This is a genomic window from Streptomyces sp. NPDC054757 (assembly GCF_053612185.1).
Window position 1 is genome coordinate 18,619 of record NZ_JBSHBW010000004.1, and the last position, 17,338, is coordinate 35,956.

The 17,338-nt window shown below is 70.3% G+C and carries 20 protein-coding genes; 9 read left to right on the forward strand and 11 right to left on the reverse strand.

Annotation, left to right across the window (positions count from 1 at the left end; genetic code table 11):
- Positions 1–15: 15 nt before the first annotated feature.
- Entirely contained in the window at positions 16–597 is a 582-nt protein-coding gene (locus ACWGKJ_RS06965) for an Asp23/Gls24 family envelope stress response protein (protein ID WP_385031066.1), read from the reverse strand.
- Positions 598–885: 288 nt separating this feature from the next.
- Here ACWGKJ_RS06965 and ACWGKJ_RS06970 point away from each other — a divergent pair, with 288 nt between their 5' ends.
- From ACWGKJ_RS06970 to ACWGKJ_RS06980, 3 genes are read left to right on the forward strand one after another with little or no spacing between them, the layout of a single operon-like run.
- Positions 886–1,461 carry an RNA polymerase sigma factor gene (locus tag ACWGKJ_RS06970; RefSeq protein ID WP_385031109.1) on the forward strand — a complete coding sequence of 192 codons (576 nt, stop codon included), beginning with the start codon at positions 886–888 and terminating at the stop codon, positions 1,459–1,461.
- Positions 1,452–2,183 carry an Asp23/Gls24 family envelope stress response protein gene (locus tag ACWGKJ_RS06975; RefSeq protein ID WP_385031063.1) on the forward strand — a complete coding sequence of 244 codons (732 nt, stop codon included), beginning with the start codon at positions 1,452–1,454 and terminating at the stop codon, positions 2,181–2,183. Before ACWGKJ_RS06970 ends, ACWGKJ_RS06975 begins: the two co-directional genes overlap by 10 nt.
- Positions 2,180–2,527, forward strand: a complete 348-nt coding sequence (locus tag ACWGKJ_RS06980; protein WP_385031059.1) for an Asp23/Gls24 family envelope stress response protein — start codon at positions 2,180–2,182, stop codon at positions 2,525–2,527. Before ACWGKJ_RS06975 ends, ACWGKJ_RS06980 begins: the two co-directional genes overlap by 4 nt.
- A gap of 59 nt (positions 2,528–2,586) precedes the next feature.
- Here the strand turns inward: ACWGKJ_RS06980 and ACWGKJ_RS06985 are convergent, their stop codons facing one another.
- Entirely contained in the window at positions 2,587–4,221 is a 1,635-nt protein-coding gene (locus ACWGKJ_RS06985) for an FAD-binding oxidoreductase (protein WP_385031056.1), read from the reverse strand.
- Positions 4,222–4,382: 161 nt separating this feature from the next.
- Positions 4,383–4,547 (reverse strand): hypothetical protein, encoded by a 165-nt coding sequence (locus tag ACWGKJ_RS06990; RefSeq protein WP_385031053.1) that lies wholly within the window; start codon positions 4,545–4,547, stop codon positions 4,383–4,385.
- A gap of 204 nt (positions 4,548–4,751) precedes the next feature.
- On the opposite strand from ACWGKJ_RS06990, the gene ACWGKJ_RS06995 reads away from it, so the two are divergent.
- Positions 4,752–5,573 (forward strand): hypothetical protein, encoded by an 822-nt coding sequence (locus tag ACWGKJ_RS06995; RefSeq protein WP_385031050.1) that lies wholly within the window; start codon positions 4,752–4,754, stop codon positions 5,571–5,573.
- Positions 5,574–5,672: 99 nt separating this feature from the next.
- The gene (locus tag ACWGKJ_RS07000) at positions 5,673–5,879 is read left to right on the forward strand and encodes a hypothetical protein (RefSeq protein ID WP_385031047.1); all 207 of its coding nucleotides are present in this window, start codon (positions 5,673–5,675) and stop codon (positions 5,877–5,879) included.
- Positions 5,880–5,950: 71 nt separating this feature from the next.
- Here the strand turns inward: ACWGKJ_RS07000 and ACWGKJ_RS07005 are convergent, their stop codons facing one another.
- Positions 5,951–6,298, reverse strand: a complete 348-nt coding sequence (locus ACWGKJ_RS07005; RefSeq protein ID WP_385031044.1) for a metal-sensitive transcriptional regulator — start codon at positions 6,296–6,298, stop codon at positions 5,951–5,953.
- Positions 6,299–6,521: 223 nt separating this feature from the next.
- Here ACWGKJ_RS07005 and ACWGKJ_RS07010 point away from each other — a divergent pair, with 223 nt between their 5' ends.
- Positions 6,522–7,142: a DUF47 domain-containing protein gene (locus tag ACWGKJ_RS07010; protein ID WP_164266361.1), complete on the forward strand. Its 621-nt coding sequence runs from the start codon at positions 6,522–6,524 to the stop codon at positions 7,140–7,142.
- A gap of 5 nt (positions 7,143–7,147) precedes the next feature.
- Positions 7,148–8,143, forward strand: a complete 996-nt coding sequence (locus ACWGKJ_RS07015; protein WP_385031041.1) for an inorganic phosphate transporter — start codon at positions 7,148–7,150, stop codon at positions 8,141–8,143.
- A gap of 210 nt (positions 8,144–8,353) precedes the next feature.
- On the opposite strand, the gene pstB is transcribed toward ACWGKJ_RS07015, so the two are convergent.
- The 4 genes from pstB to pstS form a co-directional block, all read right to left on the reverse strand.
- A complete protein-coding gene (pstB, locus tag ACWGKJ_RS07020; RefSeq protein ID WP_385032538.1) occupies positions 8,354–9,130 on the reverse strand; it encodes a phosphate ABC transporter ATP-binding protein PstB in 777 nt (258 codons plus the stop codon).
- A 24-nt stretch (positions 9,131–9,154) separates the two neighbouring features.
- Positions 9,155–10,240: a phosphate ABC transporter permease PstA gene (gene pstA / locus ACWGKJ_RS07025; protein ID WP_385032541.1), complete on the reverse strand. Its 1,086-nt coding sequence runs from the start codon at positions 10,238–10,240 to the stop codon at positions 9,155–9,157.
- Entirely contained in the window at positions 10,237–11,232 is a 996-nt protein-coding gene (pstC, locus tag ACWGKJ_RS07030) for a phosphate ABC transporter permease subunit PstC (RefSeq protein WP_385032544.1), read from the reverse strand. The genes pstA and pstC overlap by 4 nt, the downstream gene beginning before the upstream one ends.
- A gap of 149 nt (positions 11,233–11,381) precedes the next feature.
- Positions 11,382–12,518 (reverse strand): phosphate ABC transporter substrate-binding protein PstS, encoded by a 1,137-nt coding sequence (pstS, locus tag ACWGKJ_RS07035; protein WP_385032547.1) that lies wholly within the window; start codon positions 12,516–12,518, stop codon positions 11,382–11,384.
- Between the two features lie 286 nt (positions 12,519–12,804).
- On the opposite strand from pstS, the gene ACWGKJ_RS07040 reads away from it, so the two are divergent.
- On the forward strand, positions 12,805–13,077 hold the full coding sequence (locus ACWGKJ_RS07040; RefSeq protein ID WP_385032550.1) for a type II toxin-antitoxin system Phd/YefM family antitoxin: 273 nt from the start codon (positions 12,805–12,807) through the stop codon (positions 13,075–13,077).
- Positions 13,074–13,502 carry a PIN domain-containing protein gene (locus ACWGKJ_RS07045; protein WP_385032553.1) on the forward strand — a complete coding sequence of 143 codons (429 nt, stop codon included), beginning with the start codon at positions 13,074–13,076 and terminating at the stop codon, positions 13,500–13,502. Before ACWGKJ_RS07040 ends, ACWGKJ_RS07045 begins: the two co-directional genes overlap by 4 nt.
- 17 nt (positions 13,503–13,519) lie before the next feature.
- On the opposite strand, the gene ACWGKJ_RS07050 is transcribed toward ACWGKJ_RS07045, so the two are convergent.
- The 3 genes from ACWGKJ_RS07050 to ACWGKJ_RS07060 all read right to left on the reverse strand — a co-directional run bounded on the left by ACWGKJ_RS07050 (position 13,520) and on the right by ACWGKJ_RS07060 (position 17,281).
- Complete coding sequence (locus tag ACWGKJ_RS07050) at positions 13,520–13,966, reverse strand: NUDIX hydrolase (RefSeq protein WP_385032556.1); 447 nt, start codon at positions 13,964–13,966, stop codon at positions 13,520–13,522.
- The gene (locus ACWGKJ_RS07055) at positions 13,963–14,952 is read right to left on the reverse strand and encodes a CHAD domain-containing protein (protein WP_385032559.1); all 990 of its coding nucleotides are present in this window, start codon (positions 14,950–14,952) and stop codon (positions 13,963–13,965) included. The genes ACWGKJ_RS07050 and ACWGKJ_RS07055 overlap by 4 nt, the downstream gene beginning before the upstream one ends.
- Positions 14,953–15,055: 103 nt before the next feature.
- Positions 15,056–17,281 (reverse strand): RNA degradosome polyphosphate kinase, encoded by a 2,226-nt coding sequence (locus ACWGKJ_RS07060; protein ID WP_385032562.1) that lies wholly within the window; start codon positions 17,279–17,281, stop codon positions 15,056–15,058.
- Positions 17,282–17,338: the final 57 nt, after the last annotated feature.

Consider the following 17,338-nt stretch of genomic DNA (forward strand, 5'->3'; position numbering starts at 1 on the left):
GGCCGCCCTCCCCGCTCACTCCACGCGGGTGTCCATGCCCGGGGCGGGGTCCTCGTCCTCCAGCAGATGTACGTCGTTGACCGCGATGTTCACCTCGACGACCTCAAGGCCGGTGATGCGCTCGACGGCCGCGATCACGTTCTCGCGTACGTCGCGCGCCACTTCGGTGATGGCCACGCCGTACTCCACGACCAGGTCCAGATCGATCGCCGTCTGCCGTTCGCCGACCTCGACCTTCACGCCGCGGCCGACGTTCGGACGGTTGCCGGGGACGCGGTCGCGCAGGGCGCCGACGGTGCGGGAGAGGCCACCGCCCATGTCGTACACGCCGGGGATCTCACGCGCCGCCATGCCCGCGATCTTCACGACCACCACGTCCGCGATGGACGTCCTGCCGCGCGAGGACGCGGGCTCCGCGGCGCCGCTCACTCCGCCGCTCACCGTGGTGGAGCCGGGAGTCCTCCGGACGCCGCTCGTGCCGCTCGTGCCGCTCGTGCCGCTCGTGCCGCTTGTGCCGCTCGGTCCGTGCGTGCCGCTTGTGCCGCTCGCGCCTGTGGACGTTTCCTGGGTGGTCGCGGACAGTTCCTGAGTGGTCATCGGGTTCTCCTCGTGAGTCGGTGCCGCTCTTGCCGGGCTGTCGCACGTCCCTGTTGCACGGCGTGCGCGTCTGCTTCCTTCGACACGGCCGCGCGTACGGCGTTACGCGAAATCCCGGAAGAGACCGGGCGCTGCTGGTGGCGTGTCCGGGCGGCAGGTACGGCTGCGCTCTGCCTACTGCTCCCGGCGGGGCCGCTGCGGATAGCGTGCCCGTGGCGCGTAACGCCGGCGCCCGCCCGGTGTCCAACCCGGTGAGCAGAGGAGAGGAGCCGCCGCGTGCCGGGAGACCTGGACAAGACGCCGGCCGAAGGCGATGGCCGTCCCTGGCGCGCCGACGGGCTGTTGGCCGTACGGGCCGGTGAGGGTGACGAGGAAGCGTTCGAGACACTGGTACGCAGGCACGGGCCCGTACTGCTGCAACTGGCCACCCGGCTCCTCGGCAGCCGGACCGAAGCGGAGGACGCCGTGCAGGACTCCTTCATCGCCGCCTGGCGCAAGCTGCCCGAGTTCCGCCGCGATGCAACCTTCCGTACCTGGATGTACCGGATCGTCACCAACCGCTGTCTGAACGTGCTGCGGGCGAGACGGCCGGTGGCGGGGCTCGATTCCGTACCGGAACCACAGGCCCCCGAGCATGCGTTCTCGCCCGCGCGGGCGGCCGAGTCGCACGCGGCGGTGGAGGCGCTCTCGGCCGCCATGGCCGGGCTCTCGCCCGAGCAGCGCGCCTGCTGGGTGCTGCGGGAACTGCACGGGCTGCCGAACGAGACCATCGCGGAGACGGTCGGGATCAGCCAGCAGGCGGTCCGGGCCAGGGTCTTCCGCGCACGGCGCTGTCTGACGGAGGCGATGGGCGCATGGCGGTGACTGCGAACCCCGGGCCGCCCGAGGACGCGGCGGACGGCGAAGGCACCGGCGAAGGCACCGGCGACGAGCGGCTGCTCTGCGGCCGGTTGCTCTCCGAGGTGTGGGAACAGTGGGACACGGGCGGTACGGATGCCCATACCGCGGGCTGTGAGTACTGCGCTGCCGCGCTGAGCGACCTCGACATGCTCGGCGTCGCCGTGCGGGGGGCCCGGGACATGGAGGACACCGGACCTGCCACCGACGCCGACGCGCTCACCCTTGTCGAGCGGGTGATGGACGTGGTCCGGCTCGAACTGCGGCCGGGGCGCACGCTGCCGCTCGGTGAACCGGACGAGGACGCGTGGATCGTGGAGGCGGCTGCTGCCAGGACGTTCCGGGCCGCGGCGGAGCTGGTGCCGGGTGTGCAGGTGGGCAGCTGTCGGATCGCCCCGCTCGACCGCGCCGGTTCCTCCGCCGGGCCGGCGGATACGGCTCCGCGGGGTCCTGTACGGGTACGGGTCGAGGCGTCCGTCGCGCTGACCCTGAATCTCCAGGAGGCGGCGGACGAGATCCGGGAGCGGATCGCGGGTGCGGCGGACAGTGCACTGGGGATGGAGGTGGCTTCGGTGGATGTGTGCATCACCGATGTCACCGATGTCACCGATGCTGCCGGTGTCGCTGATGTCGTTGACGGTGGTGTGGTCGATCGTGGTTTCGGCGGCACCGCTGGGGGTGTGCGATGACGGATCAGAAGACGCGAGCGCAGTTGTCGGCGGCGGTCGCGGAAGCGGCGCTCGGCGTGCCCGGAGTCGCGTTTCTGCGGCCCGGACTCTCCGGGCTGCTGCGTACGGCGGGCCGCACCGGGCCGTCCGGCGTACGGATCGGGCGGGCCGGGGGTACGGACGCTCGTGAAGGCCGCGAAGGCTGTGACGGCTGGACGGCCGAGGTGTTCGTGGTGCTGCGGCAGGGCCACCGCGCCGTCGACGTCACGCGCGCCGTCCGGGCAGCGGTGCTGCGGACGGTCGCGGACCCGGCGGCCCTGACCCTGACGGTTACCGTCACCGTCACCGTCACCGGCTTCGCCTGAGACGGAGCGGAGCTGATTGAAAAGAAGGAAGAGGAGAGGTGACGGAGCGCCCCACCCCCTCAGAGCGCCTGCGGGAAGTCGAAGAGCCGCTGCGGGTCGTACTGCTTCTTCAGCCCGGCCAGTCTCGCCGCTCCCGCCCCGTAGTACGCCGTCCGCCAGTCCGTCAGCTTCGGGTCCATGTAGTTCTGGTAGGCGCCCCCGGAGGCGTACGGGCCCATCGCCCGGTGGGTGTCCCTGAGCCAGGACTGCTGGGCGCTGCCCGAGGTGCCGGGCCGCCAGGACGCCAGGTACTGGACCAGCACCCGTGAACGCCGGTGTACGAATGCCGTGGCCGAGGGGGAGACCCGGTTGATCGCGCCGCCCAGCGCGGTGAGCGCGACCGATCCCGCGCCCTGCGACGCGCTCAGTCCGGTGAAGGACCGGACCCTGGCGAGCAGGGCGTCGATACCGGCAGCGGGGAGCGTCCGGTCGTAGAAGTCCGATGCGGCGGCGTACGTTTCGCGCTGCAGCGTGCCCCGGGTCCGGCGGCCGGGCGTCGGACCCGGCAGATGGCACTGGTCCTCGCTGATGCTCGCGCAGCCCGCGTAGACCAGCATCGCGTCCTCGTAACCACGCCTGCGCAGCGAGACGGAGCGGGCTGGGGCGCCCACCCGGTCGGCGAGACGGTCGACCGCGTTCTGGAGGTCTCCGTACGTGCCCAGTGAGAACGCGGCGACGGAGACGCTCGGGGTGCCGCCGCCCGAAGCGGCCTCCAGATGCGCCGACGACCAGATCTCGTCGGGCTGTTCGGGGCCCCACTTCTGCCAGGCGTCGATGACCGCGTGCGCCTTCGACCAGGGCCAGGACATATAGGCGGAGACGGTCTGCGGCGCCGCGTGGGTACGGAAGGTCATGCCGGTGACGACACCGAAGTTGCCGTTGCCCGCGCCGCGCAGCGCCCAGAACAGGTCCTTGTTCTCCTTGGCGCTCGCCGTCACGCGCTTGCCGTCCGCCGTGATCAGGGTGGCGGAGGTGAGGCTGTCGCAGGTCAGGCCGTACGCCCGGGAAGCGACACCATGGCCGCCGCCGAGGGTGAGCCCCGAGATGCCGACCGTGGGGCAGGAGCCGCCGGGGATGGCACGGGAACTCCGGCCGAGGGTCTCGTAGATGTCGACCAGCTTGGCGCCCGCGCCGATCGTGCCGTCGGCGGATATGCGAGACAGCTTCGACACATCGATGACGAGCCGGCCGTTGCCCGACGACCAGCCGGCGTACGAGTGGCCGCCGTTGCGGATCGAGACGGGGACGTGGTGCGCCCGCGCGTAGGCGAGGCACTCGCGTATGTCGTCCTCGCCCGCTATGTACGCGACGGCGGCGGGCTTCAGGCTGTCGTACCGGGTGTTGTAGAGCTGACGGGCCGTGGGGTAGTCCGCGTCGCCGGGGCGGACGAGTTTGCCGTCGAGCCCGTGGCCGAGCGCGGTCCAGTCGGCGGCGGCCCGGGGCAGCGACCCGGAGCCGGACACGGCGGGCGCCGGGCTGCCGCCGGCGGTCCCCCCGGATGCGGAACCGGGTGTGGAACCCGGTGGTTTCTGATCGGTACCGCCCGATCCGCCGGAACCACCTGAAACACCCGAACTGTCGGCTCTGTCGGTGCCGCGGCAGGCGGCGGCGGTGGCCAGGACGGGTACGGCGGTGAGCAGAGTACGGCGTTGCATGTGGAGACCTCCCGGCGTACGAGACGAGACGCGTGGGCGTACGGGTTCCCTGCCGCGCCTGCCCGTTCGGGCACCGGGGATTCCGGGGATTCCGGGGATGCCGCAGATGCCGTGGAATGTGGGGAATTCGGGGGGTGTTGGGGAGGGCGGAGAGAGGCGGCTCAGGCCGTTGCCGTGTGTTCCACCGCGTCCGTACGGGCGCGTTCGCGCGAGCGGCGGGCCGGGCCCGACCAGCCGCAGCTGCAGCGGGCCGTACAGAAGGAGCCGCGTTCGGAGGTCGATGTGGCGTGCTGCCGGGTGGTCCGTGGGGGGTCGTCGTCGCGCACCCGTCCACGGTACTGACGGGCGGGCGCGGCCGGGACGGCGGTCGCGGTACTTACGGGTGGGCACCGACGGGTGGGCGCTTACGGCCGGGACGGCGGTCGCGGTACTTACGGGTGGGCGCGGGCGTGACGGCGGTTCGCGGGAGTCGTTAGGCGGAGCAGGAGGGCGCGGACGATTACTGGCCAGGCGTTGGGGGTTGGCAGGCGATGGTGGAGCAGTACAGAGGCAGAGCCAGGGCGCTCGCCGGCGCCGCGTTCGCCCTGGTGGGTGTGGTGGGGGCCGGTGGCTGCACAGCCAGGGCCGGTGCGTCGGCGGACGACGGGAACGGCGCAGCCGAAGCGGTCAGGCAGGCCGCGCACGTCCTGGCGGGCGCCGGGAGCTCCCGGGCCAGGACGGCTATGACGATGGCGACCGGCGGGACCCGGGTGACCATCCGGGGCACCGGCGGCTTCGACTTCGGCCGGCGCCGCGGCCGGCTCCGGGTCACGCTCCCTCCGGACGCCGCGGGGGCCGAGGAGCATCCGCCGATCACCGAACTCCTGACGCCCGCCGCCGTCTACATGAAGAACCGGGGCGCCAGGGTGCCCGCGGGCGAGTGGGTCCGTATCGAGCCGGCGAAGCTCTCGGACGGGAATCTGGTGACCAACGGGGCGACCGATCCGCTGATCGCGGCCGAGGTGCTGAGCGGGGCGCGCGGTGTGGCGTACGCCGGTACGGAGCAGCTGGCCGGGGCGCCCGTTCGGCACTACAAGGGGACCGTCGATCTCGCGGTGGCCGCACGGAACGCGGCGCCGCAGGCCCGTGCGGTTCTCGCCGCTGCGGCGAAGGGGTTCGCGGGGCCCGGTGTGCCGTTCGACGCCTACTTCGACGCGGAGGGGCGGCTGCGCAAGGTGCGCGAGACGTTCAGCTTCGCCAACCAGGGGCAGACCGTGCAGGTGGCGTCGGAGACGCTGCTGTACGACTTCGGCACACCGGTCACGGTGACGCTGCCGCGTACCGGCGACATCTACGCCGGGACCGTCGAGTAGGAACCGGCAGGAACCAGGGGGAAATGGTCCGTCCGTGCCATGCGCGGGGTGTGGGCGTTTCCCTACGCTGGGAAGTCGGCTCAGAAAGGGGTGATGGCCATGGCCGGAGTGCTCACCGTCCAGGACCGCGTCGCCCTCGTCGAGATCGAACTGTGCGGAGAGCTGATGATCGCGGCCGCCGCCTCTCCCGATGAGCGGCTCAGCCAGGCCCGTATCGACGAGGTACTGATGGTGCGGACCGCACGGTCCGCCCGGGCCGCGCACCCGGACGGGTGCCCCCGCGCCCGCCGGGGCCCGGAGAGCTGAGCGGACCGAGCGGACCGAGCGGACTCAGCGGACCGACCGGCGATTTTCAGCCACCGCAGGGGCGGGCGGGTTCAGGTCCGCAGCAGCCGGGCGATGGCCTTGGTGGCCTCCTCGACCTTCGCGTCGATCTCCTCGCCGCCACGGACCGCGGCATCCGCCACACAGTGCCGCAGGTGCTCCTCCAGGAGCTGGAGCGCGAAGGACTGCAGGGCCTTGGTGGAAGCCGATACCTGGGTGAGTATGTCGATGCAGTAGACGTCCTCGTCCACGAGCCGCTGGAGTCCCCGGATCTGGCCCTCGATCCGGCGCAGCCGCTTGAGGTGTTCGTCCTTCTGCTTGTGGTAGCCGTGCACGACGGGCTCGCCGCCCGGTTCCTGCCCTGTGCGGTCGGGCGCGCCGGCCGCCTCGGTGGTTGTCATCGCGTCCTCCCGTTGTGGAACCGTTGTGAAAGGTGGTGACCCCGTGTCCAGAAAGGTTCCTGATACCCCTCGTGGGTATATAGTACCGATCCTTCCGAAAATCGGGGCGGGCCCCGTGCTGATCACTGTGCCCCATGGGCGACACTGAACAACGCCGGTTAGCCGTGGCCGGATGATGCGCCTAGCATCAGCCTGACCGAATCCAGAGCCCCGAGGACCCCACGTGCGCTTTCGTCTGACCCCCAGGGAGACGAGCTTCTACGACATGTTCGCCGCATCCGCGGACAACATCGTCACGGGCTCGAAGCTCCTCATGGAACTGCTCGGCGCGGACGCATCCGGCCGGGTCGAGATCGCGGAGCGGATGCGGGCAGCGGAGCACGCGGGGGACGACGCGACGCACGCGATCTTCCACCAGCTCAACTCCTCCTTCATCACGCCGTTCGACCGCGAGGACATCTACAACCTCGCCTCGTGCCTCGACGACATCATGGACTTCATGGAGGAGGCCGTCGACCTGGTCGTCCTCTACCAGGTGGAGGAGCTGCCCAAGGGCGTCGAGCAGCAGATCGAGGTACTGGCCAGGGCCGCCGTGCTGACCGCCGAGGCCATGCCGAGCCTGCGGACGATGAACAACCTCACCGAGTACTGGATCGAGGTCAACCGTCTGGAGAACCAGGCCGACCAGATCCACCGCAAGCTGCTCGCGCACCTCTTCAACGGCAAGTACGACGCCATGGAGGTCCTGAAGCTCAAGCAGATCGTCGATGTGCTGGAAGAGGCGGCCGACGCGTTCGAGCACGTCGCCAACACGGTGGAGACCATCGCGGTCAAGGAGTCCTGAACCTCGTGGACACCTTCACTCTGATCGTGACCATCGCTGTCGCGCTCGGATTCACCTACACGAACGGCTTCCACGACTCGGCCAACGCCATCGCGACCTCGGTGTCCACCCGGGCGCTGACGCCGCGTGCGGCGCTGGCGATGGCCGCTGTGATGAACCTCGCGGGCGCCTTCCTGGGCAGCGGGGTCGCCAAGACCGTCAGCGAGGGGCTGATCGCCACACCCACCGGCCAGAAGGGGATGGGCATCCTCTTCTCGGCGCTCGTCGGGGCGATCGTCTGGAACCTGATCACCTGGTACTTCGGGCTGCCGTCCTCGTCGTCGCACGCCCTGTTCGGCGGACTGGTCGGCGCCGCGCTCGCGGGCGGCACGATGGTGCACTGGAGCGGGGTGGTCGAGAAGATCGTCATCCCGATGTTCCTGTCGCCCGTCGTCGGCCTGGTGGTCGGCTATCTCGTGATGGTCGCGATCCTGTGGATGTTCCGCAAGGCCAACCCGCACAAGGCGAAGCGCGGATTCCGGATCGCCCAGACGGTCTCCGCGGCGGGTATGGCGCTCGGCCACGGTCTGCAGGACGCGCAGAAGACCATGGGTGTGGTCATGATGGCCCTGGTCATCTCCGGGCACGAGAGCTTCACCGACGCGATCCCCGTCTGGGTCAAGCTGGTCTGTGCGCTGATGCTCTCGCTCGGTACGTACGCGGGCGGCTGGCGCATCATGCGGACCCTCGGTCGCAAGATCATCGAGCTGGACCCGCCGCAGGGCTTCGCGGCGGAGACCACCGGCGCCGCGGTCATGTTCGGCTCCTCGTACCTCTTCCAGGCGCCGATCTCGACCACCCATGTGATCACCTCGGCGATCATGGGTGTGGGCGCCACCAAACGGCCGCGCGCGGTGCGCTGGGGTGTGGCCAAGAACATCGTGCTCGGCTGGTTCATCACCATGCCGGCCGCCGCGGTCGTCGCGGCCCTCAGCTACTGGGTCGTCGTGCTGATCTTCTGACGCCCGGTCGTCCGATGACGCCCGGTCGTCCGATGACGCCCGGTCGTCCGATGACGCCCGGTCGTCCGATGACGCCCGGTCGTCCGATGACGCCCGGCGTGCGCCGGCGCTCTCCGGCCGTACGAAGTGGGCCCGCCCCCGGAATCCACGGGGGCGGGCCCTTTTCTGCCTTGCGGTGGCACCGCCATGCAGCACCGCAAGCCGTGGCGTCTATCCGAAGCGCCCCGAGATGTAGTCCTCGGTCGCCTGGACGGACGGGTTCGAGAAGATCCGCTCGGTCTCGTCGATCTCGATGAGCCGGCCCGGCTTGCCCACCGCCGAGAGGTTGAAGAAGGCCGTACGGTCCGAGACCCGCGCCGCCTGCTGCATGTTGTGCGTCACGATGACGATCGTGAAGCGCTCCTTGAGCTCGCCCACCAGGTCCTCGATGGCGAGCGTGGAGATCGGGTCGAGCGCCGAGCACGGCTCGTCCATCAGCAGGACCTGCGGTTCGACCGCGATGGCGCGGGCTATGCAGAGCCGCTGCTGCTGGCCGCCGGAGAGCCCGGAGCCCGGCTTGTTCAGACGGTCCTTGACCTCGTTCCAGAGGTTGGCGCCGCGGAGCGACTTCTCGACGATGTCGGTCAGCTCGCTCTTCTTGTACGAGCCGTTCAGGCGCAGGCCCGCCGCGACGTTGTCAAAGATCGACATGGTCGGGAAGGGGTTGGGCCGCTGGAAGACCATGCCGACCGTACGGCGTACCGCGACGGGGTCGACGCTCGCCCCGTACAGGTTCTCGTCGTCCAGCATCACCTTGCCCTCGACCCGGCCGCCGGGGGTGACCTCGTGCATCCGGTTGAGGGTGCGCAGGAAGGTCGACTTCCCGCAGCCGGAGGGGCCGATGAACGCGGTCACCGAGCGGGGCTCGACGGTCATCGAGATGTCCTCGATGGCCTTGTGGGAGCTGTAGTAGGCGGTCAGGCCGCTGACGTCGATTCGCTTGGCCATGGGAATCAGCTTCTTCTCTCGGCCTCAGCGGCCGGTCTTCGGTGCCTTCCAGCGGGCTATGCCGCGGGCGACGAGGTTCAGGATCATGACGAAGGCGATCAGCACCAGTGCCGCTGCCCAGGCCCGGTCGATCGCGGGCGGCTCGCCGAGCTTGTACTGCTCGAAGATGTAGTACGGCAGGGAGGACTGGCCGTCCTTGAAGGGGTTGGTGTTGATCATCTGGCTGCCGAACACCAGCAGCATGATCGGCGCGGTCTCGCCCGCGATCCGTGCGACGGCCAGCATCACCCCGGTGGTGATCCCGCCGATCGCGGTCGGCAGGACGACCTTGAGGATCATGCGCCACTTCGGTACGCCGAGGGCCAGCGCGGCCTCGCGCAGCTCGTTCGGGACGAGCTTGAGCATCTCCTCGGTGGAGCGGACCACGACCGGGATCATCAGGATCGTCAGCGCGAGCGCGCCCATCAGGCCCGAGGGCTCGGTGCCGGTCATCAGCATGATCGACAGGATGAAGAGCCCGGCGACGATGGACGGGATGCCGGTCATGACGTCCACGAAGAACGTCACGGCCCTGGCCAGCGCGCCCTTGCCGTACTCCACCAGATAGACCGCGGTCAGCAGGCCGATCGGGACGGCGATCACCGTGGCGATGCCGACCTGTTCCAGGGTGCCGATCAGCGCGTGGTAGACACCGCCGCCCGGGTCGGACGAGAGGACGCCGGCCATCGAGTGGGTGAGGAAGGTGATGCTCAGGTCCTTCACCCCGTGGCCGACGGTCGTCCACAGCAGCGAGAGCAGCGGGATGACGGCCAGCAGGAAGCAGACCCAGATGATGCTGGTGGCGAAGCGGTCCTTCGCCTGGCGCTTGTTCTCGACCACGGCGGTGGTGACATAGGAGAGCGCGAGGAAGACGACGGCGGCGATCAGGCCCCACTGGACCTTGCTGCTGAGTCCGGCGGCCGCGCCGATGCCGGCGCCGAGCACGATCGCGGCGGCGGCGAAGCCGGCCGGGGCCCAGCGCGGGAGGCTGCGGGCGCTGAGGCCGGAGGCTGCGGAGACCCGGGGGGACTTCCGCTGCCCGGTCTCCGTCTCGATGACGGTGTCGCTCATGCGTTGGCCCCCGAGTACTCCTTGCGGCGGGCGATGATCAGCCGGGCCGCGCCGTTCACGAGCAGGGTGAGGACGAAGAGGACCAGGCCGGACGCGATCAGGGCGTCACGCCCCAGCGGGTTGGCCTCGTCGAACTTCGCCGCGATGTTCTGGGCGAAGGTGCCGCCGCCCGGGTTGAGCAGATGCAGCGACATCACATAGCTGGGGGAGAGGACCGTGGCGACGGCCATCGTCTCGCCGAGCGCGCGGCCGAGGCCCAGCATCGAGGCGGAGATGATGCCGGAGCGTCCGAAGGGCAGTACGGAGAGCCGGACGACCTCCCAGCGGGTGGCGCCGAGGGCCAGTGCGGCCTCCTCGTTCATCCGCGGGACCTGGAGGAAGACCTCCCGGCTGACGCTGGTCACGATCGGCAGGATCATGATCGCCAGCAGGATGCCGACGGTGAGCATGTTGCGGGAGACGCCGGACTGGGTCTGGTCGAAGACGTACGTCCAGCTGAAGTACTGGTCGAGCCAGGCGTTGAGCCCGCCCAGGTGCGGCACCAGGATCAGGGCGCCCCAGATGCCGTAGATGATGCTCGGTACGGCGGCCAGCAGGTCCACCACGTAGGCGAGGGTGGTGGCCAGCCTGCGCGGCGCGTAGTGCGAGATGAAGAGCGCGATACCGACGGCGACCGGGACGGCGAGGACCATCGCGATGACCGAGCTGACGACGGTGCCGACGAGCAGGACCGCGATACCGAAGACCGGCGGTGTCTGTGAGGGCAGCCAGTCGGACGTCGTGAGGAAGTTGCCCTGGTCCTTCGAGATGGCGAGGGAGGCGCGGTAGGTGAGGAACCCCGCGATCGCTGCCATCACCACGAGGAGCAGGACGCCCGAGCCTCTGGAGAGGCCGAGGAAGACCCGGTCGCCCAGCCGGCCGGTGGAGGCGCCTGGCGTGGTGGGGAGAGAGGTTTTCGGTGGAGGGGTGTCTATCGGTGTGGTGGTAGCCATGGTTTCTCCGGTCTGTGTGGGGGAGCGGGTGGCTCCCCTGGCGGCGGTGCACCGGATGGGGGGGGCGGTGGCCGGTCCGGAGGAGCGCTCCGGACCGGACGCCGTCACTGCTGTGGGGCCGGTGCCTGTCGCGGCACCGGGCGGCCGGACTACGAGATCGTGGCGAGCGTCTTGCGCACCTTGGCGTTGATCTCGGCCGGGATCGGGGCGTAACCGGCGGTCGAGAGCTGCTTCTGGCCCTCGTCGCTCGCGGTGTAGTTCAGGAAGGACTTGACGGTGCCGAGGGTGTCGGACTTGTTGCCCTTGTCGCAGACGATCTCGTACGTGACCAGGACGATCGGGTAGGCGCCGTCGGCCTTGGTGGTGTAGTCGAGCTTGAGCGACAGGTCGGAGCCGGTGCCGACGATCTTGGCGGCCGCGATGGCCTTGGAGGCGTTGTCGGAGGTCGCTTCGACGGGGGACGAGGCGCCTGTGTCGATCTTGACCGTGGAGATCTTCTGCGAGGTGGCGTACGAGAGCTCGAAGTAGCCGATCGAGCCGTCGACCTGCTTCACCTGCTGGGAGACTCCGGCCGAACCGGCCGCCGCCTGGCCGCCGGGCGCGGGCCACGACTTGCCGACCGGGTACTTCCAGTCGTCGGGCGCCGCCGCGGTCAGGTACTTGCTCAGGTTCTCGGTGGTGCCGGAGTCCTCGGAGCGGTGGAAGGGCTGGATCGCCTTGGACGGCAGCTTCGCGCCGGGGTTGAGCTTCTTGATCGCCGGGTCGTCCCAGGTCTTGATCTTCGCCGAGAAGATCTTCGCCAGGGTCGGACCGTCGAGGACCAGGTTGTCGACGCCCTCCAGGTGGTAGCCGACCGCGATGGGGCCGCCGACCATCGGGAGGTCGATGCCCCGGCCGCCGGAGCAGACCTTCTTGGAGTCCGCGACCTCCGCGGGCTTCAGCGGCGAGTCCGAACCGGCGTAGCCGACCGTGCCCTGGTTGAAGGCGACGATGCCCTCACCGGACGAGGACGACTTGTAGTTGATGTCGACGCCGGAACAGGCGGCCATATAGCCCTTGGCCCACAGGTCCATCGCGTTCTTCTGCGCGCTCGAACCGGAGGCGCGCAGCTGGCCCTTCGCGCCGTCGCACTTGACGTCCGACGCGGCGTTCGTCTTGGTGCCGGTGCCTCCGGTCGAGCCGCTGTTGTTGTCCGAACCGCACGCCGTGAGGACCAGGGCGCCGGATACGGCGAGAGCGCCGAGCGCGGCGGCGCGGAGCCGGGTCTTGCGCTGCTGAAGCTTCACTTCGGGTGTTCCTTCCAGGAGCCGCCGGGTTTCGATTCGTTGTACGGCGGCGTGCGAAGAGGTGACCGGTGCGGCGGGGTGCGTGCACCGTGTAAGGCCGAAATTAGGCAGATCAGGTGAAGTGGTCGACGGGGGTGAGTGAACGGAGAGTGAACCTCGGCGGACGACCGGGTGCGGGGGTGTGCGGGCCGCCGTGCGGTGGGCGGCGGTCACTGTGCGCACCCCTCGCTTGCCTGGGGCGCGGGACGGGACGTGCGTTTCCGGCCCATGTACTACTCTGTAGTACATGGAAGCCACGGCCCGCGAGTTCAATCAGAACTCTTCCCGGATCCTCGCCGCAGCAGAGCGGGGCGAGAGCGTCACAGTGACGAAGAACGGCCGCCCTGTCGCCGTACTTCGCCCCATCGACTGCGTGGGCGGCGCGGCTGTCCCTCCGTACCCCGACGACCCGATGGGCGAGGACGCCGACATGCCGGTCTTCGGTGAGGAAGACGGGTGCGACGAGCCGGTCGACTGGACGAAGGGCCGGTCCCACTACCTGAAGGGCTTCGGCGGGTGAGGGCCACCGTCGCCGACACCTCCGCGCTGATCGCCCTCTACGACCGGAGCGAGCCGGAACACCGCGCCTGCCGGGCCGCCGTGGCCGCTGCGTCACATCTGGTGATCTCGCCCCTGGTACTGGCCGAGTTCGACTACCTGCTCACCTCACGGCGCGGGCCGGAAGCAGCCTGGAAGGCGCTCGCGCACATCCGCGACCGCACTGCCGTACGCCGTTACGCCGTCCCGGAGATCGAGGCACATCTGAGCACCGCGCTCCAGGTCATGCACCGCTACCCGCAGATCGGTCTCACCGACGCCATGAACGTCACGCTGGCCGCCGTGTACACCACGGACGAGGTCGCCACGCTGGACCGCAAGCACATGCGGGCGGTGCGGCCGCTCACCGGGCACCCTGCTTTCCGTCTGCTTCCCGACGACCTCTGAGCAGCGGCCCGGGCTTGTCATGTCGGCTGACCAACTGCCAGGCCGGGCACGTGCAGCAGAGCGTCGAGCAGTTCCCGGTCGCGCTGCTGGGTGAGGCGGGTGCGGGCGACGGGCGGGGGGAGCCAGAGCAGGCGGTCGACCTCGCTGTTCGGGGTGAAGGTGCCGTCCGTCGCCTCGGCGGACCAGTAGCTGACCTCCTTGGGGCGGCCGTTCGCCGTGTACCGCACGGTGGGGAGGCGGGCGCCCGGGGTGCAGTGGTGGCCGGTCTCCTCCCTGACCTCGCGCAGGGCGGCGGTCAGCGGGTCCTCGTCCGGTTTGAGCTTGCCCTTGGGGTGCGACCAGTCGTCATATTTCGGCCGGTGGACCAGGCAGATCTCCAGGTCCCCGGCCGGGGTGCGGCGCCACAGCACGCACCCCGCCGCGTGTACGGTGCGGTCCGCGCTGCCGTTGCCGTTGCCGCTCATGGGGCGCTCACCGCCGTACGCTGCCAGGTCTGCTGGAAGGTGTAGCGCGCGGCCTCCACCTCATGGCGCTGGTCGGCGTGGAGCACCCCCAGCGCGTACGCCGTCGCCGGGGCGATCCGGGGCGTACGGGCCGCCGCGGCGGCCGCCGATGCGGCCTCTGCCGCCTCGCGGTGCTGGTCCAGGGCCTGGCCCGCGCCGTAGAGCCGCAGGTCGGGGCCCGGCCGGTCGTCCAGCCCTGTGTACAGCGCCTCCTGGGCGTAGCGGTGCAGCCGCAGCAGCAGTCTGACCTGGTGCCAGGGGGCGTCCTGGGCGTCGCTCAGCCCCTCGGCGTTGTACGGGTGCGCGGCCCGGTGCAGCGGCAGCGCGGCCACCGCGTCCGAGAGTCGGCGGCCCGCCGTCTCGGCCGCCGGCGGCAGCGTCTCGGTGGCGTACGAGGTCGCGGCCGGTGCGAAGGGCACATCGGACGCCAGCAGCGCCACCGCGTCCGCGACCGCGTGGAAGCGGGACGAGCCCAGCGCCTGGAGCGCCGCCGAGTGGGCGCGGGTCCTCGCCAGGGTCAGCTGTCGCTCCAGGAGTGCGCCGGCGCGCGCGGCGCCCATGGCGGGCGCGGGGTGGGCGGCCGTACCGTCGCGGGGGCCCGGCAGCGAAGCCGTACCGTCCGAGAGTCTGCCGAGCGCTTCGAGCAGCCGGGCGAGCCGTGCCGCGTACGCGTGTTCGCGGGCCAGCGTGCCGGAGAGCCAGGCCAGTTCGGAGCGGAGCTGGTCGGCCCAGGCCGCGTCGAGGTGGCCGCGGAAGGTGTGCAGGGTGCCGCTGATACGGCGGGCCGACCTGCGCAGGGCGCGGGCGGCCTCCTCGTCCCCTTCCGAGTAGGTGCGCAGGCTGCGCAGGAACTCCGCTGCCTGGTCGTGCAGATAGCGGGCGAGCAGCTGGCCCGCGGTCGCCGTCGGGTCAGGGCGTGGCACGGCTGCGCCTCCGGGGAGCGTCATGGGGTGGTCGCACGGCTGCGCCTCCGAGGGGCGTCATGGGGTGGTCGCGCGGCGGAGTCTCCGGGGGCGTCAGGGGCCGCACGGCGGAGCCTGCCGGGAGCGGTCAGGGGGTCGCACGGCGGCGCCTCCTCGCGTCGATCAGCATTTCCTGCACATGGCGCAGCGGCCGGCCGTCGGCGTCGGTCGCGTGGCGGGTCCAGTTGCCGTCGGCCCCCAGATGCCAGGAGGACGTGGTGTCGGACATACCGGTCTCCAGGAGCCGGCTGAGCGCGGCACGGTGGGCCGGGTCGGTGACGCGGACCAGCGCCTCGATCCTGCGGTCCAGGTTGCGGTGCATCATGTCGGCGCTGCCCAGCCACACTTCGGGCTCGCCGCCGTTGCCGAAGGCGAACACCCGGGAGTGTTCGAGGAAGCGGCCGAGTACCGACCTGACCCGGATGTTCTCGGAGAGGCCGGTGACGCCGGGGCGTAGCGCGCAGATGCCGCGTACCCAGATGTCGACGGAGACCCCGGCCCGCGCGGCCCGGTAGCAGGCGTCGATGACCGCTTCGTCGACCATCGAGTTGACCTTGATACGGACATGGGCCGGGCGTCCGGCGCGCTGGTGCGCGACCTCCTTGTCGATCCGCGCGACCAGGCCGTCGCGGAGCGACTTGGGGGCGACGAGCAGCCGCCGGTAGGTCTCGCGCCGCGAGTAGCCGGAGAGCCGGTTGAACAGGTCGGAGAGGTCCGCGCCGACCTGCGGGTCCGCGGTGAGCAGACCGAGGTCCTCGTACAGCCTGGCCGTCTTCGGGTGGTAGTTGCCGGTGCCGACATGGGAGTAGCGCCGCAGGGTGTCGCCCTCCTGGCGTACGACGAGCGAGAGCTTGGAGTGCGTCTTCAGCCCCACCAGGCCGTAGACGACATGGCAGCCCGCCTCCTCCAGCTTCCTGGCCCATTTGATGTTGGCCTGCTCGTCGAAGCGGGCCTTGATCTCGACCAGGACGAGCACCTGCTTGCCGGATTCGGCCGCGTCGATCAGGGCGTCCACTATCGGTGAGTCGCCGGACGTTCGGTACAGCGTCTGCTTGATCGCGAGGACGTCCGGGTCGCCCGCCGCCTGCTCCAGGAACGCCTGTACGGAGGTGGAGAACGAGTCGTACGGATGGTGCAGCAGCACGTCCCGCTCGCGCAGGGCGGCGAAGATGTCGGGCGCGGACGCGGACTCGACCTCGGCCAGATCGCGGTGGGTGCCCGCGATGAACGGCGGGTACTTCAGCTCGGGGCGCTCCAGCGACGCGATGCCGAAAAGACCGGTGAGGTCGAGCGGCCCCGGCAGCGGGTAGACCTCGGCGTCGGCGACCTTCAGCTCACGGACCAGCAGGTCGAGGATGTACGGGTCGATGGACTCCTCGACCTCCAGCCGCACGGGCGGCCCGAAGCGGCGCCGCATCAGCTCCTTCTCCAGGGCCTTGAGGAGGTTCTCGGCGTCGTCCTCCTCGACCTCCAGGTCCTCGTTCCTGGTGACCCGGAACATGTGGTGCGCCAGCACCTCCATCCCCGGGAACAGCTCTTCCAGATGCGCCGCGATGATGTCCTCGACCGGCACATACCGCTGCGGCGACGCCTCCAGGAAGCGGGTGAGCAGCGGCGGCACCTTGACCCGGGCGAAGTGGCGGTGGCCGCTGACCGGGTTGCGGACGACCACGGCGAGGTTGAGCGAGAGCCCCGAGATGTACGGGAAGGGGTGCGCGGGGTCGACGGCCAGCGGGGTCAGCACGGGGAAGATCCGCTGCCGGAAGAAGGTGAAGAGCCGCGCCTTCTCCTTGTCGGTCAGGTCGTCCCAGCGGATCAGGTGGATGTTCTCGTCGGCGAGGGCCGGTGCGACGTCCTGCTGGTAGCAGGCGGCGTGCCGGGCCATGAGCTCGCGCGACCTGGTCCAGATCTGCTCCAGCACCTCGCGGGGCTGGAAGCCGGACGCCGAGCGGGTGGCGACGCCGGTCGCGATACGGCGTTTGAGGCCGGCCACCCGGACCATGAAGAACTCGTCCAGGTTGCTCGCGAAGATGGAGAGGAAGTTAGCCCGTTCGAGGAGGGGGGTCGCCGGATCCTCGGCCAGTTCGAGGACGCGTTCGTTGAAGGCGAGCCAGCTCTGTTCCCGGTCGAGGAAGCGGCCGGCCGGCAGCTCGCTGCCGGAGCCGTCCTCCTCGTACGCGTCGACATCGGCGTCGATGCCGGGATCCAGGTCGGGGACGGCCGCGGCGACAGTGTGCGGGCGGTGCGCCGCGATGGAACCGACGGAGGGCTGGGCGTGCTTGACCGGGACCTCTGCACTGGGCTGCTGGCTCATATGCCCATTGTTCCGCGCGGGAGGGTCGGCGGGCGCGGTGACGGGTTGCATTCCGAG